The organism is Pseudomonas sp. BN606, assembly GCF_029873115.1.
In the GTDB taxonomy this organism is placed as follows: Bacteria; Pseudomonadota; Gammaproteobacteria; order Pseudomonadales; family Pseudomonadaceae; genus Metapseudomonas.
In genome coordinates this window covers 58,040-83,372 of record NZ_SSOF01000076.1, presented here as the reverse complement: position 1 = coordinate 83,372, position 25,333 = coordinate 58,040, and the positions used below count along the sequence as shown (strand labels likewise).

At 63.0% G+C, this 25,333-nt stretch carries 22 protein-coding genes and 1 pseudogene; 17 read left to right on the top strand and 6 right to left on the bottom strand.

Going from position 1 to position 25,333, the window contains the following annotated elements; translation table 11 throughout:
• Positions 1 to 47: 47 nt before the first annotated feature.
• The 15 genes from E8E75_RS18815 (at position 48) to E8E75_RS18745 (ending at position 16,939) form a co-directional block, all read left to right on the top strand.
• Positions 48 to 479, top strand: coding sequence for a carboxymuconolactone decarboxylase family protein (locus tag E8E75_RS18815; RefSeq protein ID WP_120649842.1), 432 nt, complete (start codon positions 48 to 50; stop codon positions 477 to 479).
• 1 nt (position 480) lies between these two features.
• Positions 481 to 1,362, top strand: coding sequence for an RNA polymerase sigma factor SigJ (gene sigJ / locus E8E75_RS18810; protein ID WP_280359632.1), 882 nt, complete (start codon positions 481 to 483; stop codon positions 1,360 to 1,362).
• A 219-nt stretch (positions 1,363 to 1,581) separates the two neighbouring features.
• Positions 1,582 to 3,672, top strand: a complete 2,091-nt coding sequence (locus E8E75_RS18805) for an LTA synthase family protein (protein ID WP_153917320.1) — start codon at positions 1,582 to 1,584, stop codon at positions 3,670 to 3,672.
• 287 nt (positions 3,673 to 3,959) lie between these two features.
• Positions 3,960 to 4,592, top strand: coding sequence for a maleylacetoacetate isomerase (maiA, locus tag E8E75_RS18800; protein ID WP_120649839.1), 633 nt, complete (start codon positions 3,960 to 3,962; stop codon positions 4,590 to 4,592).
• A 143-nt stretch (positions 4,593 to 4,735) separates the two neighbouring features.
• Entirely contained in the window at positions 4,736 to 5,812 is a 1,077-nt protein-coding gene (gene hppD, locus E8E75_RS18795; protein WP_120649838.1) for a 4-hydroxyphenylpyruvate dioxygenase, read from the top strand.
• Between the two features lie 145 nt (positions 5,813 to 5,957).
• Positions 5,958 to 6,443, top strand: coding sequence for an adenosine-specific kinase (locus E8E75_RS18790; RefSeq protein WP_120649837.1), 486 nt, complete (start codon positions 5,958 to 5,960; stop codon positions 6,441 to 6,443).
• Between the two features lie 409 nt (positions 6,444 to 6,852).
• Complete coding sequence (locus tag E8E75_RS18785) at positions 6,853 to 7,752, top strand: GGDEF domain-containing protein (protein WP_120649836.1); 900 nt, start codon at positions 6,853 to 6,855, stop codon at positions 7,750 to 7,752.
• A 330-nt stretch (positions 7,753 to 8,082) separates the two neighbouring features.
• The gene (locus E8E75_RS18780) at positions 8,083 to 10,524 is read left to right on the top strand and encodes an EAL domain-containing protein (protein ID WP_218584146.1); all 2,442 of its coding nucleotides are present in this window, start codon (positions 8,083 to 8,085) and stop codon (positions 10,522 to 10,524) included.
• A 100-nt stretch (positions 10,525 to 10,624) separates the two neighbouring features.
• Positions 10,625 to 11,299: a thermostable hemolysin gene (locus tag E8E75_RS18775; RefSeq protein ID WP_120649834.1), complete on the top strand. Its 675-nt coding sequence runs from the start codon at positions 10,625 to 10,627 to the stop codon at positions 11,297 to 11,299.
• The gene (locus tag E8E75_RS18770) at positions 11,289 to 12,758 is read left to right on the top strand and encodes an AMP-binding protein (protein ID WP_120649833.1); all 1,470 of its coding nucleotides are present in this window, start codon (positions 11,289 to 11,291) and stop codon (positions 12,756 to 12,758) included. The genes E8E75_RS18775 and E8E75_RS18770 overlap by 11 nt, the downstream gene beginning before the upstream one ends.
• A complete protein-coding gene (locus E8E75_RS18765) occupies positions 12,755 to 13,429 on the top strand; it encodes an iron-containing redox enzyme family protein (protein WP_153917318.1) in 675 nt (224 codons plus the stop codon). Before E8E75_RS18770 ends, E8E75_RS18765 begins: the two co-directional genes overlap by 4 nt.
• Positions 13,416 to 14,222, top strand: coding sequence for an SDR family oxidoreductase (locus tag E8E75_RS18760; protein WP_120649831.1), 807 nt, complete (start codon positions 13,416 to 13,418; stop codon positions 14,220 to 14,222). Before E8E75_RS18765 ends, E8E75_RS18760 begins: the two co-directional genes overlap by 14 nt.
• Entirely contained in the window at positions 14,222 to 14,863 is a 642-nt protein-coding gene (locus E8E75_RS18755; protein ID WP_120649830.1) for a hypothetical protein, read from the top strand. Before E8E75_RS18760 ends, E8E75_RS18755 begins: the two co-directional genes overlap by 1 nt.
• Before the next feature lie 16 nt (positions 14,864 to 14,879).
• Positions 14,880 to 15,542 (top strand): response regulator, encoded by a 663-nt coding sequence (locus E8E75_RS18750; protein WP_120649829.1) that lies wholly within the window; start codon positions 14,880 to 14,882, stop codon positions 15,540 to 15,542.
• Positions 15,539 to 16,939 carry an ATP-binding protein gene (locus tag E8E75_RS18745; RefSeq protein WP_153917316.1) on the top strand — a complete coding sequence of 467 codons (1,401 nt, stop codon included), beginning with the start codon at positions 15,539 to 15,541 and terminating at the stop codon, positions 16,937 to 16,939. Before E8E75_RS18750 ends, E8E75_RS18745 begins: the two co-directional genes overlap by 4 nt.
• Positions 16,940 to 17,446: 507 nt before the next feature.
• Here E8E75_RS18745 and E8E75_RS18740 read toward each other — a convergent pair.
• Positions 17,447 to 17,710, bottom strand: coding sequence for a hypothetical protein (locus tag E8E75_RS18740; RefSeq protein ID WP_178123429.1), 264 nt, complete (start codon positions 17,708 to 17,710; stop codon positions 17,447 to 17,449).
• A 57-nt stretch (positions 17,711 to 17,767) separates the two neighbouring features.
• Here E8E75_RS18740 and E8E75_RS18735 point away from each other — a divergent pair, with 57 nt between their 5' ends.
• The gene (locus E8E75_RS18735) at positions 17,768 to 18,289 is read left to right on the top strand and encodes a hypothetical protein (protein ID WP_153917314.1); all 522 of its coding nucleotides are present in this window, start codon (positions 17,768 to 17,770) and stop codon (positions 18,287 to 18,289) included.
• Positions 18,290 to 18,750: 461 nt separating this feature from the next.
• On the opposite strand, the pseudogene E8E75_RS18730 reads toward E8E75_RS18735, so the two are convergent.
• From E8E75_RS18730 to E8E75_RS18720, 3 genes and pseudogenes are all read right to left on the bottom strand, one after another.
• Positions 18,751 to 19,128 (bottom strand): annotated as a pseudogene (locus tag E8E75_RS18730) (AzlC family ABC transporter permease); the annotation flags it as partial.
• 176 nt (positions 19,129 to 19,304) lie between these two features.
• The gene (locus tag E8E75_RS18725; RefSeq protein WP_120649827.1) at positions 19,305 to 20,342 is read right to left on the bottom strand and encodes a helix-turn-helix domain-containing protein; all 1,038 of its coding nucleotides are present in this window, start codon (positions 20,340 to 20,342) and stop codon (positions 19,305 to 19,307) included.
• Positions 20,343 to 21,088: 746 nt separating this feature from the next.
• Positions 21,089 to 21,880: a helix-turn-helix transcriptional regulator gene (locus E8E75_RS18720; RefSeq protein ID WP_120649826.1), complete on the bottom strand. Its 792-nt coding sequence runs from the start codon at positions 21,878 to 21,880 to the stop codon at positions 21,089 to 21,091.
• Between the two features lie 82 nt (positions 21,881 to 21,962).
• Between E8E75_RS18720 and E8E75_RS18715 the strand changes: the two genes are divergently transcribed.
• Positions 21,963 to 22,970 (top strand): bile acid:sodium symporter family protein, encoded by a 1,008-nt coding sequence (locus tag E8E75_RS18715; RefSeq protein ID WP_153917312.1) that lies wholly within the window; start codon positions 21,963 to 21,965, stop codon positions 22,968 to 22,970.
• A gap of 42 nt (positions 22,971 to 23,012) precedes the next feature.
• Here the strand turns inward: E8E75_RS18715 and E8E75_RS18710 are convergent, their stop codons facing one another.
• A complete protein-coding gene (locus E8E75_RS18710; protein ID WP_120649824.1) occupies positions 23,013 to 23,927 on the bottom strand; it encodes a response regulator in 915 nt (304 codons plus the stop codon).
• 4 nt (positions 23,928 to 23,931) lie between these two features.
• Entirely contained in the window at positions 23,932 to 25,236 is a 1,305-nt protein-coding gene (locus E8E75_RS18705; protein WP_256672538.1) for an ATP-binding protein, read from the bottom strand.
• Positions 25,237 to 25,333 lie beyond the last annotated feature (97 nt).

The following is a 25,333-nucleotide window of genomic DNA, read 5'->3' as shown; positions in this document are numbered from 1 at the left end:
TCGTCGTGAAGGTGTAACCCCTTTCAGCCCCGAATGAGGAACACCAGATGAGCCCCGCAAGCCCCCTCAACTACCAGCAGGTCATCCCCGACGTCATAAACGCCATGGGCGAGGTGCACACGCCGCTGGATGCCCTCGGCCTCGAACGCAGCCTGCATCACCTGGTGCAACTGCGCGCCTCACAGCTGAACCAGTGCGCCTTCTGCGTAAAAATGCACACTCGCGAGGCGCGTGAAGACGGCGAAACCAGTGAGCGCCTGGATCGCCTGGTGGTCTGGGATCACTGCAACGACTTCACCCCGCGTGAAAAAGCGGCCCTTGCCTGGACCGAAGCGCTGACGCAGCTCGACCGACGCACCGACTATGCTGCCCTGCGCACCAACCTGCGCGAGCATTTCAGCGAAGTCGAAATCGGCGCGCTGACCGCCACCGTGGCGATGATCAACCTCTGGAACCGCATCCAGATATCGAGGCACTGACGTGACAACCGCCGATGCCACGGCTGTCTTCGAAGACAGTCGCCGCTACCTGCTGAACCTGGCCTACCGCATTCTCGGCTCGCGCAGCGACGCCGAGGACGCGGTACAGGAAACCTTCCTCAAGTGGCGCGAGAGCGATCCCGAATCGCTGGACAGCCCGCGCGCCTGGCTGACCACTCTCTGCACTCGCCACTGCATCGACCAGTTGCGCCTTGGCCACCGGGCACGAGTGGAGTACGTCGGCACCTGGCTGCCAGAGCCCATCCACAGCGAAGTCACGGAGTCCCCGGAAATCCTGCTGGAACTCTCCTCCTCGCTATCCACCGCCTTCCTCCTGCTGCTGGAACGCCTCACGCCACGGGAGCGGGCGGCCTACCTCCTTTACGAGATTTTCGACCTGGACTACCCGGACGTAGCCCGCGCCATCGGCGTGCAAGACGCGACCTGCCGCAAGCTGGTATCCCGCGCCCGCATGGGCCTGGCCGGAGGCAAGGTGCGCCACCAGCCGCCGCGCGAACACCAGGAGCAATTGCTCGAAGCCTTCCAGGTGGCCATCGCCAGCGGCGCCACCGCCGGGCTGACCGCCCTGCTCTCGGAAGAGGTGGAGCTGTGCGCCGATGGCGGCGGCAAGGTGCCGACCCTGGGCCACATCCTGCATGGCAAGGCCGAGGTGCTGGCGTTCATCTTCGGTTCCCTGCGCGGCTACTGGAGCGACTACGACTGGTTGCCCACCGAGCTCAATGGCGGGCGTGGGGTGATCCTCGTACACGGCGACGAAATCGCGGCCTCAGTCACCTTCGCCTACGACGACGAAGGTCGAGTCAGTAACATCTACATCGTGCGCAATCCAGAGAAACTGGCGGGCCTCAGGACGCCCGACTGACAGTCACCTGGCCCCGATCCGACGAAACAACCCGACACATCTCGGCGTCGCCGCACGACGCCATTCGACGTTTTCTTCACATTCCCTCTGGCAATGTCCGGCCCTTTCGGCGGACCTAACTGGAACCAATGTGCCATCAGGTGATCTACTTGACCCCCGGCATCGTTCACCTCCAAAGGTGCCGCCCCGCCCTGAGTAGACCAATGGATGCTTGATCGCATGACCGCACAGGAACCTGTAGCCACCCGGCAGTCCTCGTTCAACCTGGACACCCCCACCGTCAAGAGCCACCTGGCCTTCACCCTGCTCAGCGCCGTCGCGTTGATGCTGATGTACACCCTGCTCCGGGTGGCATTGCTGACGTACAACAGTGACCAGATCGGCGATAGCCCGGCCTCGGTCTTCGTCGAAGCCTTCTATAACGGCCTGCGCTTCGACATGCGTGTCGTGGTGTTCGCCCTGGTTCCGCTGCTGCTATCGCTGCTCAGCGTCCCCGCCATGGCCGCCCGCGGCCTGCACCGGCTCTGGCTGACCTTCTTCGCCAGCCTCACCCTGTTCCTCGGGATCAGCGAGCTGGACTTCTACCGGGAGTTCCACCAGCGCCTGAACAGCCTGGTGTTCCAGTACCTGCAGGAAGACCTGGGCACAGTTGCCAGCATGATCTGGAACGGCTTCCCGGTGGGTCGCTACCTGATCGCCTGGGCCCTTGCCACCACCTTGCTGTACCTGATGTTCCGTGGCCTGGACCTGATCAGCCGTCCGCGCGCGTCCAGCGTCGTGAACACCCGGCCAAAAAACCGTGCAACCGCACCCTGGTTCAGCCGCGTGGCGATCTTCATGGTCTGCCTGGTGATCGCAGTGGTCGCCGTCCGTGGCCACCTGCGCCAGGGTCCGCCGCTGCGCTGGGGTGATGCCTTCACCACCGATTCGATGTTCGCCAACCAGCTGGGGCTTAACGGCACCTTGACCCTGGTAGACGCGGCCAAGAACAGCTTCTCCTCCCACCGCGACAACGCCTGGAAGTCCACGCTGCCCGAGGATGAAGCCCTGGCCACCGTGCGCCAGATGCTGCTGACCCCCAACGACAAGCTGGTGGACGCCGACACCGCCGCCATCCGTCGTGATTTCACCCCACCAGTTGAAGGCACCCTGCCGATCAAGAACGTGGTGGTGATCCTGATGGAGAGCTTCGCCGGCCGCTGGGTCGGTGCCATGGGCAGCGATGCGGGTATCACGCCCTACTTCGACAAGCTGGCCAAGGAGGGACTGCTGTTCGACCGCTTCTTCTCCAACGGTACCCATACCCATCAGGGGATGTTCGCCACTATGGCCTGCTTCCCCAACCTGCCGAGCTTCGAGTACCTGATGCGTACCCCGGAGGGTGCGCACAAGTTCTCCGGCCTGCCACAACTGCTCAGCACTCGCGACTACAACGACCTCTACGTCTACAACGGCAACTTCCAGTGGGATAACCAGTCCGGCTTCTTCAGCAACCAGGGCATGACCCGCTTCATTGGCCGCGAAGACTTCGTCAACCCGGTATTCATGGACAAGACTTGGGGCGTATCCGACCAGGACATGTTCGACCGGGGCGCCGCCGAGCTGGCGAAGATGCCCACAGACAAGCCGTTCTACGCCCTGCTGCAAACCCTTTCCAACCACACGCCCTATGCCCTGCCGGTGGATCTGCCGGTGGACAAGGTCACCGGCCACGGTGCCCATGACGAGCACCTGACCGCCATGCGCTACTCCGACTGGGCCCTGGGCCAGTTCTTCGAGAAGGCGCGCAAGGAGCCCTACTTCAAGGACACGCTGTTCGTGGTAGTGGGCGACCATGGTTTCGGCAGCGACAAGCAACTCACCGAGATGGACCTGTTCCGCTTCAACGTGCCGCTGCTGCTGATCGGCCCCGGCGTGCAGGAAAAGTTCGGCGACCTCAACCACACCGTCGGCACCCAGATCGACGTCGTGCCCACCATCATGGGCCGCCTGGGCGGTGATGTACGCCACCAGTGCTGGGGTCGCGACCTGCTCAACCTGCCGGAAGGCGATCCGGGCATCGGCGTGATCAAGCCGTCCGGCAGCGACCAGACCGTGGCCATTGTCAGCAGCGACCGCATCCTGGTGCAGCCCAAGGACTTCCCGGCGCGTCTGTACCAATACCAATTGGGTGCCGATGCCAAGGTCGAGCGCGTCCCCGGCGACAGCGACCCGCATCTGCAGAAGTACCTGGAAGCCTTCCTGCAAACGGCCACCGGCAGTCTGTTGAACAACACGGCGGGCGTACAGGACGCCAAGCAGAACCAGTGATGATCCACTGACGAACAGGCCCCGCTCGATGCGGGGCCTTTTTTTCCGGCGCCATTGTGGGAGCGAATTCATTCGCGACGCGCCGCGTGTAGGTGCACCCCGGCACCCTTCGGTGCCTGCGGCCCGATTCGCGATTGAAATCGCTCCTACAAGGCCGTGCCCTCGTAGCGTCGCGCTTGACAGCCCCGCCCCCAGCCCGCAAATTACGCAAAGTGTAAATTGATTACGAAAACAATAATGCCGGCACCGGGACCTCACACCGGAACGCCTGCCGCCGAGCGATTGCCATGGACCTCTACACCTATTACCGCTCCACCTCTTCCTACCGGGTGCGCATCGCCCTGGCCCTGAAGGGACTGGAAGCCCGGCATATCCCGGTCAACCTGATCCAGGACGGCGGCCAGCAACACAGCCCCGAATACAAGGCACTCAATCCCCAGGGTCGCGTGCCCAGCCTGCGCACCGACGACGGCCAGGTACTGACCCAGTCGCCCGCCATCATCGAATACCTGGAAGAACGCCATCCCCAGCCGGCTCTCCTGCCGCAGGGCCTGGAAGCACGCGCCAGCCAGCGCGCGGTGGCGGCCATCATCGGCTGCGATATCCACCCGCTGCACAACGTCGCGGTGCTCAACCGCCTGCGCGGCCTCAATGTGGAGGAAGCCGAGGTGATGAACTGGATTCGTCATTGGATCGCGGAAGGCTTCAGCGCGGTCGAAGCCCTCATAGGCAACGAAGGATTCTGCTTTGGCGAACCGGGGCTGGCTGACGTCTACCTGCTACCGCAGGTCTATGCCGCCCGCCGTTTCGAGCTGGACCTGTCACACTATCCGAAGATCGCCCGGGTAGAAGGCCTCGCCCTCGAGCATCCGGCCTTCATCCAGGCGCACCCCGACCAGCAAGCCGATAAACCGGCCTGAGGCAACGTCCATGCAAAGCCTCGGATTCAAAGTCACCATCGGCGACTACCTCGCCCGCAGCGTACGCGGCATTTCCTGCGCGCCACCGGCTGCCACCTCGCATTGACCTATAACTTCCAATCAATTGCTTGAGGTGCCAAAAAATGGCTGACATGTTCGAAAACCCCATGGGCCTGATGGGCTTTGAATTCATCGAGTTCGCGTCCCCCACCCCGAATGCCCTGGAGCCCGTCTTCGCGATGATGGGCTTCACCAAGGTCGCCACCCACCGTTCCAAGGACGTGCACCTGTATCGCCAGGGCGAGATCAACCTGATCCTCAACAACGAGCCCAAGAGCCAGGCCGCCTACTTCGCCGCCGAGCATGGCCCGTCCGTCTGCGGCATGGCCTTCCGCGTGAAGAATGCCCACCAGGCCTACGCCCGCGCCCTGGAACTGGGTGCCCAGCCCATCGAGATTCCCACCGGTCCTATGGAACTGCGCCTGCCGGCGATCAAGGGCATCGGCGGTGCGCCGCTGTACCTGATCGACCGTTTCGGTGAAGGTTCCTCGATCTATGACATCGACTTCGAATTCATCGAAGGTGTCGACCGCCACCCGAAAGGTGCCGGCCTGAAGTTCATCGACCACCTGACCCACAACGTTTATCGCGGCCGCATGGCCTACTGGGCGGACTTCTACGAGAAGCTGTTCAACTTCCGCGAGATCCGTTACTTCGACATCAAGGGCGAGTACACCGGCCTGACCTCCAAGGCCATGACCGCGCCGGATGGCATGATCCGCATCCCGCTGAACGAAGAGTCCTCCAAGGGCGCGGGCCAGATCGAAGAGTTCCTGATGCAGTTCAACGGCGAAGGCATCCAGCACGTGGCCTTCTTCACCGATGACCTGATCAAGACCTGGGACGAACTGAAAGCCCTCGGCATGCGCTTCATGACCGCGCCGCCGGCCACCTACTACGAGATGCTTCAGGGCCGCCTGCCGGACCATGGCGAACCGGAAGGCGAGCTGCAATCACGCGGCATCCTGCTGGACGGCACCACTGAAGGCGGCAGCAAGCGTCTGCTATTGCAGATCTTCTCGGAAACCCTCATGGGGCCAGTGTTCTTCGAGTTCATCCAGCGCAAGGGCGACGACGGTTTTGGTGAAGGCAACTTCAAGGCCTTGTTCGAATCCATCGAACGCGACCAGATCCGTCGCGGCGTGCTGAGTACCGAATAAGGCGCCAACCTCTGCAAAAAACCCGGCCAATGCCGGGTTTTCTGCTTTTCAGGTCGAACGCAGAACGGTCTGCTGCCACGCATATCCGACCGATACCGGGCTATCCCCTGACTATGCTTGTGCCATGGGGGCTGGAGACGCACACATGCAACTCATCAGCGTCAGCATCGACAAGCCGGAATCGATCAATTTCATCTTCGGCCAGACCCACTTCATCAAGTCCGTCGAAGACATCCACGAAGCCCTGGTGGGCAGCGTGCCCGGCATCCGCTTCGGCCTGGCCTTTTGCGAAGCCTCCGGCAGCTGCCTGGTGCGTTGCTCTGGCACCGATGAGGCGATGCTCGAACTCGCCCGCAACAACGCCTTGAACATAGGTGCCGGGCACAGCTTCATCGTCTTCCTCGGCGAAGGCTTCTTCCCGATCAATGTGCTCAACAACCTGAAGCTGGTGCCGGAGATTTGCCACATCTACTGCGCCACCGCCAATCCCACCCAGGTCATTCTCGTCGAGACCGAGCAGGGCCGTGGTGTGCTCGGCGTCGTGGACGGATTTTCACCCAGGGGCATCGAAGGCGAAGACGACATCGCCTGGCGCAAGGGCCTGCTCAGGCAGATCGGCTACAAGCTTTGATGAGGGCTGCGTAACGCTCGACGCGCAACTTGTAGGAACGAGCTTGCTCGCGAACCTTCCGAACGCGTTCTTTCGCGAGCAAGCTCGCTCCTACGCCTTGCCGCGAGCAAAAAAAAAGCTGCCATCGCCGGCAGCTTCAATTTGCACCCTGGCACTTCCTGTGCCCTTTCTGTTCCTGCTTGCAGGATGACCACTGCGCATGACCATTCGATGACCAAATCGCTGCAAGCCAAAGTCAGCCCCCCGCGTTGGCCAAGTGCACCCCGGGAAACGCCCTTCCGTGATGGACACACCCACGCAGACGGGCAATGGCCCTGTGCCATCCCCTGATGCCGGTCAAAAAAATCTCACTGTCCACCGCTTAGAGTTGAAGACAGACACAGCCTCTTGCCGTGCTGGAGTACCTCTCTTGAACGAGTACGACAGGCAACTACTGGCCGAAGCTATGGAAGGCGCCGCCAATGCCATCTTGATCACCGACCGCAATGGACGCATTGAATGGGCTAATCCGGCTTTCTGCCGGCACAGCGGCTACTCGCTCGACGAGTTGCTGGGCAAGACGCCAGCCTTGCTCAACTCGGGAGCACAGCCCCCTGAGTTCTATGAGCAACTCTGGAACACCGTGCTGAAAGGCGAGCCCTGGCAGGGAGAACTACTGGAGCGAGCCAGGGATGGGCATCACTACAGGGTGAACCAGGTCATCACGCCGCTGATGGATGACCAGGGCCAGGTGAGCCACCTGCTGGCCATCCAGCACAGCTTCACCCAGGCCGACCACGAGCGATCCCTGGTGAACTTCGAAGCCAGGCACGATGCACTGACCCGTCTTCCGAACAGGCGCCTGCTCTTTGATCGCATGGCGCAAGTGCTGCAGGACCCAAAGCAGAGCAGCGTCGCACTGGCCGTGATGTTCATCGACCTGGACAAGTTCAAACCGGTCAATGACGCCTACGGCCATTCCTACGGCGACAAACTGCTGATAGCCGTTGCCGGTCGTCTGCGTAGCGGCGTACGAAAGAGCGACCTGGTCGCCCGGCTCAGCGGTGATGAGTTCGTGATTCTGATACTCGGCCCACAAGAGGTGCCCTATCTGGAAGCCCTGGCGGCAGGCCTGGTTCGGCGCATCGCCCGCCCCTATCGAATCGACGGGCGGACCTGCGCCCTCAGTGCAAGCATCGGCATTGCACGCTATCCCGAGAACGGTACCGCCCCGGAAGCGCTTCTTGCGGCGGCGGATGCCGCGATGTATCAGGTGAAACAACGAGGGGGAAACGCCCATATGATGGCGAATAGCCAATTATCGAGCTAGACCACTAATAACGGTGAGGCGCCCGGCGAGAATCTGCCTGGCCTGCGACCTGCATTGTTCTCCTGGACCTGTAGTCAATCAATGGAAGGTCGAGCCCGTATGGTTACGCCACCAAGACGCCGTTTCATCTGGATGGTCACCACTTGCTACGGCTTGCTTGCCTTGACGTGGATCGCCCTCTCCGACCGGCTGCTGTTCACCTTGACGGAGGGCTAGATCCAGAGCTGGCTTTCCGTTGGCAAAGGTGCGTTCTTCGTCCTGTCGACCAGCTTCCTGCTCTACTTCGCCCTCAATACCGTTCCCCCCGCGCAATCAGGTAACGCACCGACGGTGACCGTGAGTGCGGGCCAGCGCCGGTATCCACGCTGGCTGACCTACCTGTTCGCCGGGGCACTCAGCCTGGCCATGCTGGCTGCGCGGGAGCATCTGGCTTCAGCATTCGGCGAGAGGTCGCTGCTCATTCTGTTCATGCTGCCAATCGTGATGAGCGCGCTGATCGGTGGGCTGGGCGCGGGCCTGCTGGCCACCGGACTCTCCGCATTCGGGATCGGTAATTTAACGATGGAGCCCAGTCACAGCTTCTACATAAACCTCCCCGACGACCAGGTACAACTGGGCGCACTGGTGCTCAACGGCCTGATCGTGAGCTTGCTCGCCGAATCCCTACAACGCTCCCTGCGCAAGGCCAACCTCCAACGCCGGCTTCTCGACTCGGTGGTCTCCGGAACCTCCGACGCGGTATTCGTCAAGGACAGGCGCGGTCGCTACCTGCTGGTCAACCACGCTGCCGCGCGTTATGTCGGCAAACCCCCCGCGGCTATCGTCGGTCATGACGACTTCGAATTGTTTCCCGCGGACTCCGCTCACGAGATCGTCTCCAAGGACAAGGAGGTCATGGCGGCCGGTACCACGGTGACCCATGAGGAACACCTGGTCACCGAAGACGGCAAGGCACTGGATTTCCTGGTAACCAAAGGGCCGATGCTCGACGCGAATGGCCAGGGTGTCGGGCTGTTCGGGATATCTCGCGACATCACCGAGCGCAAGCGCATCGAGCGGGACCTTGCGGAGGCTGCCGTGGTGTTCGAGAGCAGCCATCAGGGGATCATGATGGTCAGTCCGCGGAAGTCCATCACCAAGGTCAACCCAGCCTTCTCCCGCATCACCGGCTATGCCCTTGACGAAGTGCTGGGCAAGTCGCCAAAAGTGCTGTCGTCCGGCGTTCACGGTCCAGAGTTCTATCGCAAGATGTGGGGCAACCTCGACCACGACGGATTCTGGCGGGGAGAAATCTGGAACAGGCGCAAGAACGGCGAGATCTATGCGGAGATTCTGTCCATCTCGGTGGCTCGGAACGAAAGCGGGGGCGTGCAGCACTACATCGGTGTGTTCACCGACATCAGCCAGATCAAGGCCCACGAAGCGGAGCTCGACCGTATCGCCCACTACGATCCACTCACGGGCCTGCCCAATCGCCGCTTGCTCACAGACCGTCTCCAGCAGGCAGTCATGCGCGCCGCGCGCAGCAACAAGACCCTTGCGGTGTGTTTCATGGATCTGGATGGATTCAAGGCCATCAACGACGACTACGGCCCAATCAACGGCGATGCCCTCCTGATTGGCATCGCTGAAAATCTCAGGCAGGTACTACGCGGTGACGACACGCTGGCGCGGCTGGGTGGCGACGAGTTCGCGCTGCTGCTCTCGGATATCGCCTCGCCAGAGGAATGTGCCCTGGCCCTGGATCGCATGCTTGCTGCGGCCAGCAAGGAGGTGGACGTGGGCGGCAAGCGACTCAGCGTTTCCGCCAGCATCGGCGTTAGCTTGTATCCGAACGACCAGGCAGACCCCGACACGTTGCTCCGTCACGCCGACCAGGCCATGTACCTGGCCAAGCAGGCGGGCAAGAACCGTTATCACTTGTTCGACCCGGAAAGTGATCGCAAGGCCCAGAAACGCCGCACCCAACTGGAACACCTGCGAGCCGCCCTGGACGGCAATCAGTTCCGCCTCTATTACCAACCCCAGGTGGACCTGCAGAACGGTCAGCTCCTGGGTGTAGAGGCGCTGCTGCGCTGGCATGACCCACTACAGGGGATGCGCTCCCCCAGCGAGTTCCTGCCCTCCGTCCATGGCAGCGATCTGGAGCGTCCCATCGGTGAGTGGGTGATCCGCGAGGCGGTAGCCCAGGCAGCGCGCTGGTACGACATGCACCTGGATATCAGCGTGAGCATCAATGTCAGCGCCAGCCAGCTGCTGCATCCCGGCTTTCACGAATTGATGCGCCAGACCCTGGCCAATCACGCCACCCTTCCTCCCGGACACATCGAACTCGAAATACTCGAAAGCGCGGCCATAGCGGATATGGATCAAGCCATCGACGTGCTTCGACTGTGTCGATCGCTGGGTGTGCGCTTTGCCATCGACGACTTTGGCACCGGCTACTCATCACTCACCTACCTGCGCAAACTACCGGTCCAGATTCTGAAGATCGACCAGAGTTTCATACGCAACATGCTCATCGATCCGGAAGACCTCGGCATCGTGGAAGGAGTGATTCAGCTCGCGAACACCTTCAAGCTCGATGTCATCGCCGAAGGTGTGGAAACGCGCGAGCATACCCGACAGCTGCGGCGAATGGGCTGTCACCTGGCCCAGGGGTATGGCATCGCCCGCCCCATGCCCGCAGACCAACTGGCAATCTGGGCAACCCACTGGCAGCACACCGATGAGTGGCTAAGCCTCGAAAGCGCCCTGAAGCTCAGTAGCTGACAGCCCTTTCCTGTAAACGCGCATCACCGCCATCTTCAGGGTCCCTTAAGACTTCCCGCAGATACTGCCCTCCATCCGCAAAGCTCCTGGAGGGCTACTGATGAACAGCGACGAGTGGAGCGCCCTGTTCCCATTCCATTTCGGTCTGAATTCGCAACAACACTCCTTGTCGCTTCTGCTGCCCGGCGTTCCAGGACGCAGTCAGGTCGAGGATTTCGTCCATCGTCGGTTCCTCAGCGCCCATGGCGCGGATATCCGCCAGTTCATGCCGGAGCTGCTCAGCCTGCGCAATCACCACGGGGCACTCAGCGCCGCGACCGGCATTCGCCTCGCCGAACACGGACCGCTGTTCCTCGAGCAATACCTGGAGCGGCCAGCGGAATCGCTGATCGCCGATCTAGCGGGCCAGTCGGTACGGCGCGAGCAAGTGGTGGAAGTGGGCAACCTGGCCTCGATCAACGTCGGCAATGCCCGGCTGATCATCGTCGCCGTGACCTGGCTCCTGAACCTGCGAGGCCTTGAATGGGTGGTGTTCACCGGCGCCCCGGGACTGATCAACAGCTTCCGCCGCCTGGGCCTTGAACCTCAGCCACTCGGCGCAGCCGACCCCGGCCGTCTCGGGGAAGCGCAAGAGCAATGGGGCACCTACTACGAGCAGAAACCCCAGGTGTTTACCGGCAACATCCGCCTTGGCTTCGAGCTGTTGCAGCGCAACGGCGTACTCGCCCGCCTGGGCTTTCCCGATATCGACAGGACTGCCCACCATGCAGCCTGAAGCCCTGCGCGAGCGGTTGCGCGAGCATGCCAACCACCTGCCGATGCCCCTGGCCATCCGCGGGGATACCCGGCGCTATACCTACGCCCAGTTGCTGGCCGAAGTGGAGCGGCGTGAAGGTCTGCTGCGCAGCGAGCCCGAAGGCGTGCTCGCCCTCGGTCTGGACAACGGACCCGAGGCGCTGCTCTGGGACCTGGCCGCCCTGTTTGCCGGACGCCCCTGCCTGACCCTGCCACCTTTCTTCAGCCCCCAGCAGCGCGCCCACTGTCTGGAGCAATGCCAGGTCGGCCTGGCGGTGGTGGACGACGGCTTCACCGCCGACCTGGAAGACGCCGGATTTCATTCGGATGGAACCCTCTGGCGTCGGTCCGGAGTCGGCCGCACCGCCCTGCCCGCCGACACTGCCAAAATCACCTACACCTCAGGCACCACCGGCCAGCCCAAGGGTGTCTGCCTTGGTGCGCAAGCCCTGCTTCGGGTCAGCCAGGAACTGGAAATCGCCAGCCGCCCCACCGCACCGGCACACTACCTTGCCGTGCTGCCAATGGCCGTCCTGCTGGAGAACCTCGGGGTCTACGCCGCGTTGATTGCCGGCGCCTGCGTCACGGTGCTGCCGCAGCGGCAGCTCGGCATCCAGGGTGCCAGCGGGGTGGACTGGCCGAAGCTGCTCGCCACGCTCGTACTCAGTGGCGCCCAGAGCCTGATCCTGGTGCCGCAGTTGTTGCTGGGCCTGGTTACCGCGATCGAACGCAACCACCTCAGCGCCGCGCAGTTCCGCTTCGTCGCAGTGGGCGGCGCACGGGTCTCGCAGGATCTGCTGACCCGCGCGGCACGGATCGGTCTACCGGTGTTCGAGGGTTACGGTCTCTCCGAATGTGCGTCGGTAGTCTGCCTGAACCGCCCCGGTGCCAATCGCCCGGGCAGCGTCGGCAAACCCCTGCCCCATGTGCAGGTGCGTCTGGCGGAGGATGGCGAAGTGCAGGTCAGCGGTTCCGCCCTGCTCGGCTACCTCGGCGAGACGCCCCATGCAGGTGAGTGGTGGCCCACGGGCGACCTGGGCGAGTTCGACAGCGAAGGCTACCTGCACCTCAAGGGCCGCAAGAAGCACCAGTTCATTACCAGCTTTGGCCGCAATGTGAATCCGGACTGGGTGGAAGCCGAACTCACGCAGCGCGGGGTGATCGCCCAGGCGTTCGTCCAGGGCGAAGGCCTGCCCGGCAACCTTGCCCTGCTCTGGCCGCTGGACCCGCAGTGCGACGAACAGACCCTCGCGGATGCCGTGGCCAGCGCCAACGCGGCTCTCCCCGACTACGCACGGGTCAGGGCCTGGTACCGCCTGACCGCTCCTTTCAGCGCCGCCGACGGGCTGCTCACCAGCAACGGGCGCCTGCGCCGAGACGCCATTGCCGAGCGCTTTCGCGGCCCCCTGCTCGAACTCGAAAACGAGGTAAGACCATGAGTTTCTTCAACCAGCTGCAAGTCGCCACGGCCCAGGAACGCTATGCCCTGTTCAATGTGCCGGTAATACGCGAGGCCCTGGCCGGGCAGGTCAGTCTGGAGGGCTATCGAGCCTTCCTCGGCCAGGCCTACCACCACGTGCGCCACACCGTGCCACTGATGATGGCCTGCGGGGCGCGCCTGCCATCCCGTCTCGAATGGCTGCGGGGTGCCGTGTGCGAATACATCGATGAGGAGTACGGCCACGAACGCTGGATTCTCGATGACATCAGGGCCTGCGGAGGCGACGCGGAGGCCGCCCGCACTAGCCGCCCCTCGCTGGCCATCGAACTGATGGTCGCCTACCTCTACGACCTGATCGCCCGTGGCAACCCGGTGGGACTGTTCGGCATGGTCAACGTGCTTGAAGGCACCAGCATCGCCCTGGCGACCCAGGCCGCGGGCACCATCCGCGAGAGCCTCGGACTGCCGGCGGAAGCCTTCAGCTACCTGTCCTCCCATGGAGCCCTCGACCAGGATCACATGGCCACCTACCGCCGCCTGATGGATCGCCTGGAAGACGAAGACGACCAACAGGCAGTGATCCACGCCGCAAAGGTCGTCTACCAGCTCTACGCCGAGATGTTCCGAGGGCTGCCTCGTGCCAGTGAGGTGGACCATGCGGCTCGCTGACTGCCGGGTATTACTCACCGGTGCCAGCGGCGGTATTGGCCTGGCCCTGGTCGAGCAACTCTGCGTGCGCGGCGCCCAGGTGTTGGCGGTCAGCCGCCACCCTGAAACCCTGGCCGGATTGCGCCAACGCTTTCCTCATCAATTGTCCTGGGTAGGCGCCGACCTGCGTCAGGCTGCAGGCCGCCAGCGCGCACTGGAAGCGGCTCGCGGCATGGGCGGGATCAACGTCCTGATGAATGCAGCCGGGGTGAACGCCTTCGCCATGTTGGAACAGGTGGACGATGGGCAGATCGAAGACATGCTTGCCCTCAACGTCACCGCCACCCTGCAACTGACCCGCGCCCTGCTGCCATTGCTGCGTCAGCAAAGCCATGGCCTGGTAGTAAACGTGGGCTCCACCTACGGTTCCATCGGCTACCCCGGCTATGCCGTCTACTGCGCCAGCAAGTTCGCCTTGCGCGGCTTTTCCGAGGCGCTGCGCCGGGAACTGGCCGACACCCCTGTGAACGTTCTATACGTCGCTCCGCGCGCCACCCGTACCAGCATGAACAGCCAGACCGCCATGGCCCTCAACGCCGAACTCAAGGTGGGCGTGGACGAGCCGGAACAGGTGGCCGGCGCGGTGATCGCGGCCATCGAAAAAGACCTCAGCGAGCTCTACCTCGGCTGGCCGGAGAAATTTTTCGTCCGCCTCAACAGCATGCTGCCGGGCGTGGTGGACCGCGCGCTGCACAAGCAGCTGCCGATCATCCGCCGCTTCAGCAACCTCCACCACGGCAAGGACCACTCATGATGAACAAGCTACTGTGCGCTTTCGGCCTGCTCCTGGCCCTCAGCATCCCCGCATGGGCCCTCGACGCCAGCGACAGCCAGCGCCTGGCGGACATCCAGAAACGCTGGGCGGAAATCCAGTACCAGTTGCCGGAGAAGCAGCGCGCTGCTGAGTTCGAGAAACTCGCCGCCCAGAGTGGCGCCTTCACCCGCAGCGCCCCACAAGCCGCTGAGGCCTGGATCTGGCATGGCATTGTCACCAGCAGTTGGGCCGGCGCCGAGGGTGGACTGGGTGCACTGGGCAAGGTCAAGGACGCCCGCGCCGCCCTTGAGCGCGCCATCCAGCTCGACCCGCAAGCCCTGCAGGGTTCGGCCTACACCAGCCTCGGTGCGCTCTACGACCGCGTTCCCGGCTGGCCCGTCAGCTTCGGCGACGAAGACAAGGCCGATCAGCTGCTGCGCAAGGCGCTGCAGATCAACCCGACTGGTATCGACAGCCTGTATTTCTGGGGCGATCACCTCAATCGCCAGGGGCACCCGGAACAGGCGCGCGAGGCCCTGCTCAAAGCCAAGGCTGCCGCCCCGCGCCCCGGACGTGAACTGGCCGACCAGGGCCGTCGCCAGGAAATCGATGCTTTACTGCAGGAAATCCAGAAGCGCTAAAGCGCTAAGGCGGCCCATGCGACTCCTACTCGTCGAAGACGACAACGCCCTGGGCGCAGGCGTGCGCGCCGGTCTGCGCCAGGAGGGCTACACCATCGACTGGCTCACCGACGGCGCCAGCGCGCTACATGCCTTGCAGACCGAAGAGTTCGACCTGGCCATCCTCGACCTTGGCCTGCCGCGCCTGGATGGCGTGCACGTCCTGCAGAAGCTCCGGGCGGGCGGTTCAACCCTGCCGGTGCTGGTACTCACCGCCCGCGATGCCCTTGAAGACCGCATCCTCGGTCTGGACGCCGGTGCTGACGATTACCTGGTCAAGCCCTTCGACCTCAATGAACTCAAGGCGCGCCTGCGCGCCCTGCTGCGCCGCAGCGCAGGCCGGCCGCAGGTGCTCATCGAACACGCCGGCGTGGTGCTCGATCCGACCAGCCAGCAGGTCAGCTACCAGGGCAACCCGGTGCCGCTGACACCCAAGGAGTACCAGTTGCTCCACGAACTACTCTCGCAACCGGGCAAGGTGCTGACCCGCGAGCGCCTGGTGCAGACCCTCTACGGTTGGGACGAGGAAGCCGAAAGCAACACCCTGGAAGTGCACATCCATCACCTGCGCAAGAAACTCTCCAGTGACCTCATTCGCACCGTGCGAGGCATCGGTTACCTGGTGGATGCGCGACCATGACCTCACTGCGCCACCGCACCCTGTGGCTGGTGATGGCCCTGTTGCTGCTCGGCACCCTGCTCATCGTCTACCTCAACTACCGCGACAGCAGCCACGAGGTGGAAGAAATCTACGATGCCCACCTGGCACAGAACGCCCGACTGTTGCTGGGCGTGATGAACATGCCGCAGGCCAGCAGCAACCGAGAAGAACTGTTCAAGGCATTCAACCTGGCCCTCAGCCAGGCCGGGCCGCACAAGGTCGGCCACCCTTACGAGAGCAAGCTGGCCTTCCATGTCTGGGACCGCGACGGCCGGAGCCTGGTGCAATCGGCCAGCTCGCCGCCCTTCGACCACGTCCCCATCCGCACGGGGTTCCACAACCTCCAGCTCGGCGATCACCACTGGCGCGGGTTCGTCCTGCCGGACCCGGAACAAGGCCTGCGGATCTGGGTGGGTGAACGCGACGATGTGCGCCAGGACCTGGTGCGCCGTATCGTGCGTCATACGCTGTGGCCGAACCTGATCGGCATCCTCATCCTCGCGGCGCTGGTCTGGCTGGCCATCGGCTGGGGGCTGCGCCCCTTGCAGAACATGGCGCGTGTGATCCGCAGCCGCCACGCCGAATCCCTCGCGCCGCTGCAAGTCGTGCCGCTGCCCCGGGAGTTGGAACCCATGCAAGCGGCGATCAACCGGCTGTTGGCGCAGATTGAACAGATGCTCCAGCGCGAACGCCGTTTCATCGGCGACGCCGCCCACGAAATGCGTACGCCGCTCGCGGTATTGCGCCTGCATGCGCAGAACGCATTGGAAGCCACGAACGATGAGCAACGTACCGAGGCTCTGCGGTTTCTCACCGTGGGCGTCGACCGCCTGACCCGCGTGGTCCACCAGTTGCTCACCATGGCGCGGGTTGAGCCTGAACTGGTCTGGCAGAAATGGCAGCCCGTGGACCTGGAGCCTCTGGTTCGTGAGCACCTGGCCGAACTCACGCCTCTGGTGCTGGACAAGGGTTTGGAACTGTCCCTCGACGTGGCGGACGGCGACTACCACACCACCAGCGACCCGGCGGCCATCGGCATCGCCCTGCAGAACCTGGTGACCAATGCCAGCAACTTCTCGCCGACAGGCAGTGAAGTGAAGGTGAGCCTGCTGCCGGATGGCCAGGACGCCCTCGTACTGCGGGTCGAAGACCAGGGGCCGGGGATCGACGAGAGCCGGCTGGAACGACTGTTCGAGCGCTTCTACAGCCAGGACAACCCCCAGGGCGCCGGCCTCGGCCTGGCCATCGTGCAGATGATCGCCTCCCGCCTGGGCGGCAGCATCAGCCTTGCCAACCGCGACGGCGGCGGCTTGCGTGCCGATCTCCGGCTACCACGCGGAACGCCCATGCCCGGCTCGGCGGCTGGCAAGTGCTGACGCACCGTCAGAGCCCCCTCGCCGCCCCCCCCTGTGACCACAACGTCGCAGGAGCCCAACCTGACAATACATTCGCGGCGCAGGGCGGGGCGATTTACCTTGAACAGGTGCTGCCGTTCGTCACCTGCATGCCTGCATGTAAAGCCAGCTCGGAACTTGCCGCTTTCCGTCGAAAAGCCTTCGACTGTTTCCCCCATGAATCAATGTGGGAAATTTTCCCGCAAAAAAACCAACCCTTAAAAACGCCCGCACCAAGGGGGCCGTCCCCTTATTCCCCCAAGCTCCAAACGTCTCAATTCACGCGCTTCCCGCCTGTCCAGAAGCATGTAACCAGCGATGAACCACGGCCTTGTCCCGGGCTCAACCGAATGTGTGTTCCTCGGTGAGGGAACCCCTGAAGACTGAGACGGAGGTCCGACTATGTCTTTTAGAAAGTGCCTACTCACTCTAGCGATTGGTGGTGTTCTCTCGGCATCCAGCGTGCTGGTACCTGATTACATTTCGAGCTCATTCAGTGTCCACGCCCAGGATGGAGGCGGCGGACATGGTGGTGGTAGCAGTGGTGGAGGTGGTCATGGCGGCGGCTCTGGTGGCGGCGGCGGTGGCCACGGCGGAGGTAGCGGTGGCGGCAGTGGCGGAGGCGGCTCCGGTCACGGTGGCGATGGTGGCGGTCACGGCGGTGGCGGCGGCAACGCTGGCTCTGGACATGGCGGTGGTGATGGCAGTGGTCATGGTCATGGCGGTGGCAAGGGCAGTTCTGCCTCTGGACATGGCGGCGACGGTGACGGTCATGACGGGCCAGGACGCGGCGACACGGACCGGGGCGGTATGGCGGACAACGATGGTCCGGGCGATGGCCAGGACAACGACGCCGACAACGATGCGGCCGATGCCGCCAGGGGCGCGGCCAGAGATGATGCGGCTGCGGCCAGAGACGCTGCCAGAGCCGATGCAGACGCAGCCAGAGATGCGGCCAGGGATGCAGCAGACGCTGCCAGGGATGCCGCAAGGTCAGCCGCCGATGCGGCAAGGGACGCGGCCAGAGCGGCTGGTGTCGAGGGTGCGGATGCGGCCAGGGATGCGGCAAGAGCCGCCGCGGATACCGCCCGGGATGCTGCCAGAGCGGCTGCAGACGCAGCCCGGGACGCAGCAAAAGATGACGCGAATGCCGCCAGGGATGCGGCCAGGACTGCTGCTGATGCAGCCAGGGACGCAGCCAGGGATGCTGCAGACGTAGCCGACGACGCTGCTGACGCACCGGACGTCGATGCCGTCGAGGCGGAACCCAATGACGCGCCGGATGCTCCGGATGTCGACGTAGTCGAAGTGGAACACCGCTCGGTTCAATAACAATCAGGGAAGCTGGGGGAGTCGTGTCCTTCGGAGTCTCCAGGCCGGCACATGGCCGGCCCGGAGCTCCGATTCTTGCCGCCTGCAGCCAACGGCGATGACCTTCTTGGCAATCACCCGATGCTGCGTCGCGTTCTTCCCTTTTGCAGTCGAATATGGACACCTATCGCTCGGCGACGGCAGCGTAATATTGATCGCAGTCAGGTCACGAATAGCATTGCTCCATTGATCACGGTGCGCTTGTAGCTCTTCGCATTGGCAGGACCTCACCAGGTTCTGCGACCTGCACGGCCTCAAATGTTTTGAGGCCCGCTTCTCCGAACAGACGTGACTTAGTCAAAGGCCATAAGCTTGAGACCTCGCCGCCGCCACACAGGCGGCATTTTTTTGCGCCGACCACGTGCGTTCTCGACACATGCCAGCTGCCACTTGGCGCTGAGCGAATGTTCCGACGGCGACTACTGCCCTGAAAGCCTGAGAATGCAGATTGCGTACGACTGGTCAGACAGTATGTAAGACAGTGGCCACGTCCAACGACTAGGCAAGTGATGCAGAAACGGCGCGAGCGATGCGCTGTACATCACAAAGCGCAAATTGATAACCAGGGCAGTCATTACTATCGCCACAGGCAGCACATCGTTGTGCAGCAGTTGCAGTGCTGCCATCTGTGCCGACCCCGATTAGAACAACAAGGTCATTGCCATGGTCATGGTTGGGGACATGCCCATGTCTACGGCCATGACACCCGCCACAAGCCCGAACGGCACAACACCTGGCGTCAAAGGAACTAGCGTGCGAACGCCCGCCCAAAAGGCTTCTGTCCGTGTTCGGTAGGTCATGTCGTGTCCCTGGTTGTGAAACTAACGCGTGATTTCCGGCCGCCAGGCGGGTCGGAAGGCGTTGATAGGGCCGGCGGAGGTCATCGGCTGGATTCAAGACGGAGTACAGAAATTCAAACTGAAAGCCGGCAACGCTCCAAACGTTTTCCCCGACTCCGCTTGCCCGCCCCGCAAGCTCAAACCTTGAAGTGATTTCGTTTGCGGAACTGCCCCGGGGCCATATCGAACATCGCGCGAAAGCAACGCTGGAAATGCGGGAGGGTCACGAACCCGCTCGCCACGGCGATCTCAATCAGCGATTTATTGGTGTGCTGCAGTAGCTGACGTGCCCGGGTGAGTCGAAGCTCGAGGTAGTAGCGTGGAGGCGTCGCCTTTACATAGCGCCGGAAGAGACGCTCCAGATGTCGTCTGGATATACCCACGTAACGAGCGATTTCTTCAATTTCGATCGGGTCTTCAATGTTGCTGTGCATCAACTCCAACGCGAGCTTGATCGTCTCAGGCAGCGTTGGATCGAAATCGATCGAGACGACCGACACGTCGACGACATCTTTCATTTTGTCGCAGCTGAGCACCTCTTCCACGGCACTCACCAGGTCATCACCCGCACTGTGGCGAACGACCTCCAGCATCATGCCCAGGGAGCTGTTGGCACCAGCACAACTGATTCGCCTGCGATCGAGTACCTGGGAGTGACTCGTTACCCTTACCTTTGGAAAGAGCTCCATCATCATCGCCCGGCAGTCCGGATGGAACGCGCAGTCGTGGTCATCCAGCAGGCCGGCTTCGGCCAGAAAATAGGCACCATTCCAGAGCCCCCCGAGCACTGCCCCGGCGGCATCGGCTGATCGAAGCTTGGTCCGTAGCAATGCCTCAGTCTCGAGCCGAACGCGAAAGCCGCCACAAACCACCAGGATGTCCTGACGTTTTTCATCCAGCTCGCTGAGGACGCAATCGGTGGAAATGGATATGCCCAGGTCACTCACGACGAGATTGCTATCTCCCCCCACCACCTGAACTTCGAACACGGGGGTCGAGCTCATGAGATTGGCGGTCACCAGCGCATCTACAGCACCGGTGAAGGCCATCATCGAGAAATGCTCGCGCAGGATGAAGGACACACGCCGGACCGGAGTTGTCAGTCCTGAGCGACGGGCCTTGTCCAGGTGAGCCAGGTTCTTGCTCTTCAGAACGCTCTCGAAGGACGCTCTCATTTCTCGACTCACAGGAGCTCAGGGTACGAATCGACATTCTCCCAGCTGATACGCGGATGTCGGTCCATAGGCTGGTACCAGCGCAAGCAAATTCTCACAGTTGGGACTTCCGGACAGTTCTGCATTCGCCGCTTCCATTTCCCGATGCGACGCCGCATCTGGACTGATTGCTGCCGGCACTCGTAGCCCCGCCTGGCCCACCGACTTTACCGTGGCTGGCTCAGTATAGGGATACAGGAGCGAGAGCAAGCACAGCCGGGGTACTTGCGATGTGCAAGAACTGCGCGTGGGTATTGGAGCGTCGGCGAGAAGTCGAACTCGATTGCAACGTCCGTGGCCAGCCAGGAGATGCTATCGCCGATGTTGATCAACGAAGACCCTGAGCGGCCCTGAACAGGAACCTCCTCCGCTACGCCTGCAATGCGGAGGAGGTTCAACCGGCAGCTCGGAGTTTCGAAAAAGAATCGCCCGAAGCGACGCAGTCTCAGAACGGCAACGGCAGCTTGGCCGTCCGACCACCGTCGACAACCATTAGTTGGCCGGAGATAAAGGCCGCACCGCGACTAGCCTTCATCCGTTGGGCCGGCCGGTGGGTGTAGTGCGTTGGCAGCGGGAGCTGTGGGTGGCGTGGCGGGATTTGCCAGTCTTCATGGCAGACGGCCAGGAGGTGTCGCCATGAGTGCCCGCAATGAAGGTCAACGTACTCACTGACCTCAAGCAGGGTGCGGTCTGAGTCCTGCGCGGTTTCAGGGCTGGAAGAAGTCGCCGGGCGTCACCCCGAAGTGCTGACGAAAGGCTGCGATGAATGCGGAGGTGGAGTCATAGCCGTAGGCAAGGGCGACCTCCGTCACTCGCTGCCCCCGTTCCAGCGCCTCCAGCGAGCCATGCAAGCGCAGGCGCTGGCGCCATACGCGGAAGGTCAACCCGGTTTCACGCAGGAATAGCCGTCGCAGGGTTTTCTCGGAAGCGCCCAGCTGTTCGCTCCATTGCAGCAGCGTTCGCGCGTCGTCCGGGGCCGCCTGCAGTGCCCGGCACAGGCGCAACAGCCTGGCGTCGCTGGGCAGGGGCAATGACAGGCTGACCTCGCGGGCGACCAGCAGTTGATCCAGCAGCACCTGAGCTAGGCGCCCGTCGGGGCCCGCCTCGTCGTATTCCGCCGGAAGCTCGCAGAAGCGCCGGATCAGCTCACGCGTCAGCGCGTCCATCTCGATCACCCGACAGCTGCTCAGCGCTCCTCCCGTAACTGCGGCGTCCAGGTACAGGCTGCGCATTTCCGTGTGAGGCGAGCTGAACACCTCATGCTCCGTCTGCGCCGGTATCCACACGGCCCTTTGCGGTGGGGCTACAAAACTCCCTTCCCGTGTATGCACATGCAGCACGCCGCGAATGGCATAGGACAGTTGCACCCAGTCATGGGTATGACGGGGCGTTCCCGTCGCATTGGCCAGCGATTCGTTTCGGGCGAAGAGTGGCCGGGGGAGTTTCGTCAGTCGGGGGATCTGGCGCTCGGACCATTGAGCCTGTCCGTTTTCAGACATTTGTTGCCCCTATCGCGTTAGTCGGCATCGAGGAGCAAGGCTAGATTAGGCCGGTCCCGAATGACAATCAGTGAATCCATCCATGGCCCGCCCGCGCTTTCTCCCCGACAACTTCACACTGACGCTGATCGCCGTCGTTGCCGCTGCCACTCTGCTGCCCGCCCAGGGTCAGGTCGCGGTGGCGTTCGACTGGATAACCAACATCGCCATTGGCCTGCTTTTCTTCCTGCACGGCGCCAAGTTGTCGCGCGATGCCGTGATCGCCGGCGCCGGCCATTGGCGTCTGCATCTGCTGGTGTTCCTCTGCACCTTCGGTCTGTTCCCGCTCCTGGGCCTGGCACTGAAGCCGGTGCTGCTGCCCATGGTGGGTACCGAGCTTTACGCGGGTTTCCTCTATCTCTGCGCCCTGCCCGCTACCGTGCAATCGGCCATTGCCTTCACCTCTCTGGCTCGCGGCAACATCCCGGCGGCCATTTGCAGTGCCGCTGCGTCGAGTCTGCTCGGCATATTCGTTACGCCTGTTCTGGTCGCACTTCTGATGGGGGTTCATGGCGACGGCGGCTCCACCGTCGAGGCCATCAGCAAGATCAGCATCCAGTTGCTGCTGCCCTTTGTCGCCGGGCAGATCGCCCGCCAATGGATCGGCGGCTGGGTCAATCGCAACAAGCAATGGCTGAAGTACGTCGATCAGGGAAGCATCCTGCTGGTGGTCTACACGGCATTCAGCGCGGCCGTGATCGGCGGGCTCTGGCAGCAGGTCCCTCCGCTGAAATTGCTCGGCATCGTAGTCGGCTGCTGCCTGCTGCTGGCCCTGGTGCTCACCATCGTCAATCTGCTGGGCAAGTGGCTGGGCTTCAATCTCGAAGACCGCATCACCATTCTCTTCGCTGGGTCGAAGAAGAGCCTGGCCACCGGCGTGCCCATGGCGCAGGTACTGTTCGCCGGCAGCAGCATCGGGATGCTCATTCTCCCGCTGATGCTTTTTCACCAGATCCAGCTGATGGTGTGCTCCGTCCTGTCCCAGCGTTTTGCGCAGCGCCCGGAAACACCCACGCTCGGGTCACCGTTTGAAAGCGCTTCCAGGCCCTGAAACACTCGAACGGACCTGTCCTGATGCCCCGCCGGCAGGGGCTCAGGCGATCATCCGCTCGCGCAGCCGCGCCAGCATGCCGAGCAGGCTGCCGACCTTCTGGTTTTCGCCTGCTTCTTTCGGGGCTTCGGCCATGCGCGGGACCAGGTCCAGCGGTTGGGAACGCCAGAGAAAGGCCTGTTCGGCAGCGGCCTTCAGGCCCTTCTCGAACAGCCCCCGGCGGATGGGCTTGGGCAGGTAGCGGAAAATCTGTGCTTCGTTGATCAGTTTCAGCAGGGCCTGGGTGTCGCGGAAGGGCGTCACTACCAGGCTGAGCAGGCGCGGATGAGCCTGGGCCAGGGATTTTAGGAGCGGCGCCATGTCCTCGTCACCTAGCTTGAGGTCGCTGACGAGCAGGTCCACGGGTTCCAAGTTCAGCGTTACCAACGCTTCGCTCAGATTGTTGGCACGCATCAGCCGGTGCCCACCGGCCTGGCAGAAGGCTTCTACGCAGTGCAGGGTTTCCGGGTCGTCGTCGAGCAAGAGCAGGTTCAGCGGCGCCGCCAGATCACTGGTGGCGGCAGTGACTGGCGCGCAGGTCTGGCGCTCGGCGATCTCCGCCGCCTGACGCAGGGTGAACGCCATCTCCTGCGGGTCCCAGGGCTTGGTCAGGTAGCGGAATATGCCGCCGTTGTTCAGCGCTTCCACCGCAGCATCCAGGTCCGAATAGCCGGTCAGCAGGATGCGCAGGCACTCCGGTGCGGCCTCCCGCGAGCGGGCCAGCAGTTCGGCGCCGCTCATGCGCGGCATGCGCTGGTCGCTGACGATGATCTGCACCGATTCTTCCTTCAGGCGCTCCAGCGCCCGCAACGGGTCGCTCTCGGTGATCACCTCGTACTGGCGACGGAACTGCAGCGCCAGGCTACGCAGGATGCGTTCCTCGTCATCGACGAAGAGGATGCGGACAGGTGAATTCATGGGCTCAGGCACTCCGTTTCAGTTCGACCGCCTTACTGCGCGGCAGGCTGATGAGAAAGCGCGTTCCGCGCCCCGGCTCCGAGGCCACGCGGATGCTGCCGCCGTGGTCGCGGATGATCTTGTAGCTGATGGACAACCCCAGCCCCGTGCCCTGCCCCACCGGTTTGGTGGTGTAGAACGGATCAAAGATGCGTTGCATGACTTCCGGCGGCATGCCCCGTCCACTGTCCTGCACGGAGATGCAGACATTGCCGTCGTCGGCCCAGCTCTTCACCTGGATGCGTCCCGGCGCATCCATGGCCTGGGCGGCGTTGGTGAAGAGGTTCAGCAGCACCTGGTTGATCTGCGACGGCGCGCAGGCGATACGCGGCAGCTCACCGAGCAGCTGGAGCACCTCGGCCTTGTCCTTGATGTGGTTGCGGGCGATGAGCAAGGAACTGCGGATGCACTCGTTGAGGTCCACTTCCTCGCTCATGGCACGGTCCAGACGGGCAAAATCCTTGAGTCCGGATACCAGTTCGGAGATCTGGCCGAGGCCATAGAGCGTGTCGCCGAACAGCTGGCGCAGGTCGTCGGCCAGCAGCTCGGGAGCGGCCGCTTCGCGGCTGGCGGCGGCCTGCTCCAGCGCATCGGCCAGGCGCTGTTCGTCGCAGGCCGGGTCTTCGAGGCAAGCGGCCAGCGCAGCCTGGCTCGCGGCCAGGGCGAACAGCGGCGTGGTCAGCTCTTCCATCAGCTGCACGTTGTTCTTCACATACCCCAACGGCGTGTTCAGCTCGTGGGCGACGCCCGCCACCATCTGGCCGAGGGACGCCATCTTTTCCGACTGCACCAGTTGCGCCTGGGATTCCTTCAGGTCGACCAGCGCCTGGCGCAGTACCCGGTTGCGCTGGGCGATGCGCAGCTCCATGGCCTTCAGCAAGTCCAGCACCGTACCCAGTCCCAGGTAGCGTCCCTGCTCGTCCACCAGGATGAAATCTTCGGTAATGGGGTACTGCAGCTGTGCGGTGACCTGCTTGGCTGCCGGCTCCAGGCCAGAAGCGAGGGCCACGGTCAGCGGCGCCGAATTCATCACGTCGCCCACCGGACGGCGGCCCCAGAGGTCGCGGCCGAACCGCTGCATGAAAATATCCTGCAACGTATAGCGGCTGACCAATCCCAGTGGCTTGCCCTGCGCGTCCACCACCGGCAGCGACAGGAAAGCCTTGTGCTCAGGGGTCAGCAGGCGATCAGCCACATCACTGATACTCATATCCGGGGCCAACGGCTCCACGGTCTTGAGAAGGCGAGCCAGACTGCTTTCGGCTGCCATGGTCGGTACTCCGGGCGACATTTGAGGTGCAGGGCATTCAAGCAGCATCAGGTTGCCACCATGTGACAGATGTCTCATGCAAGAAACAAATGGCGAG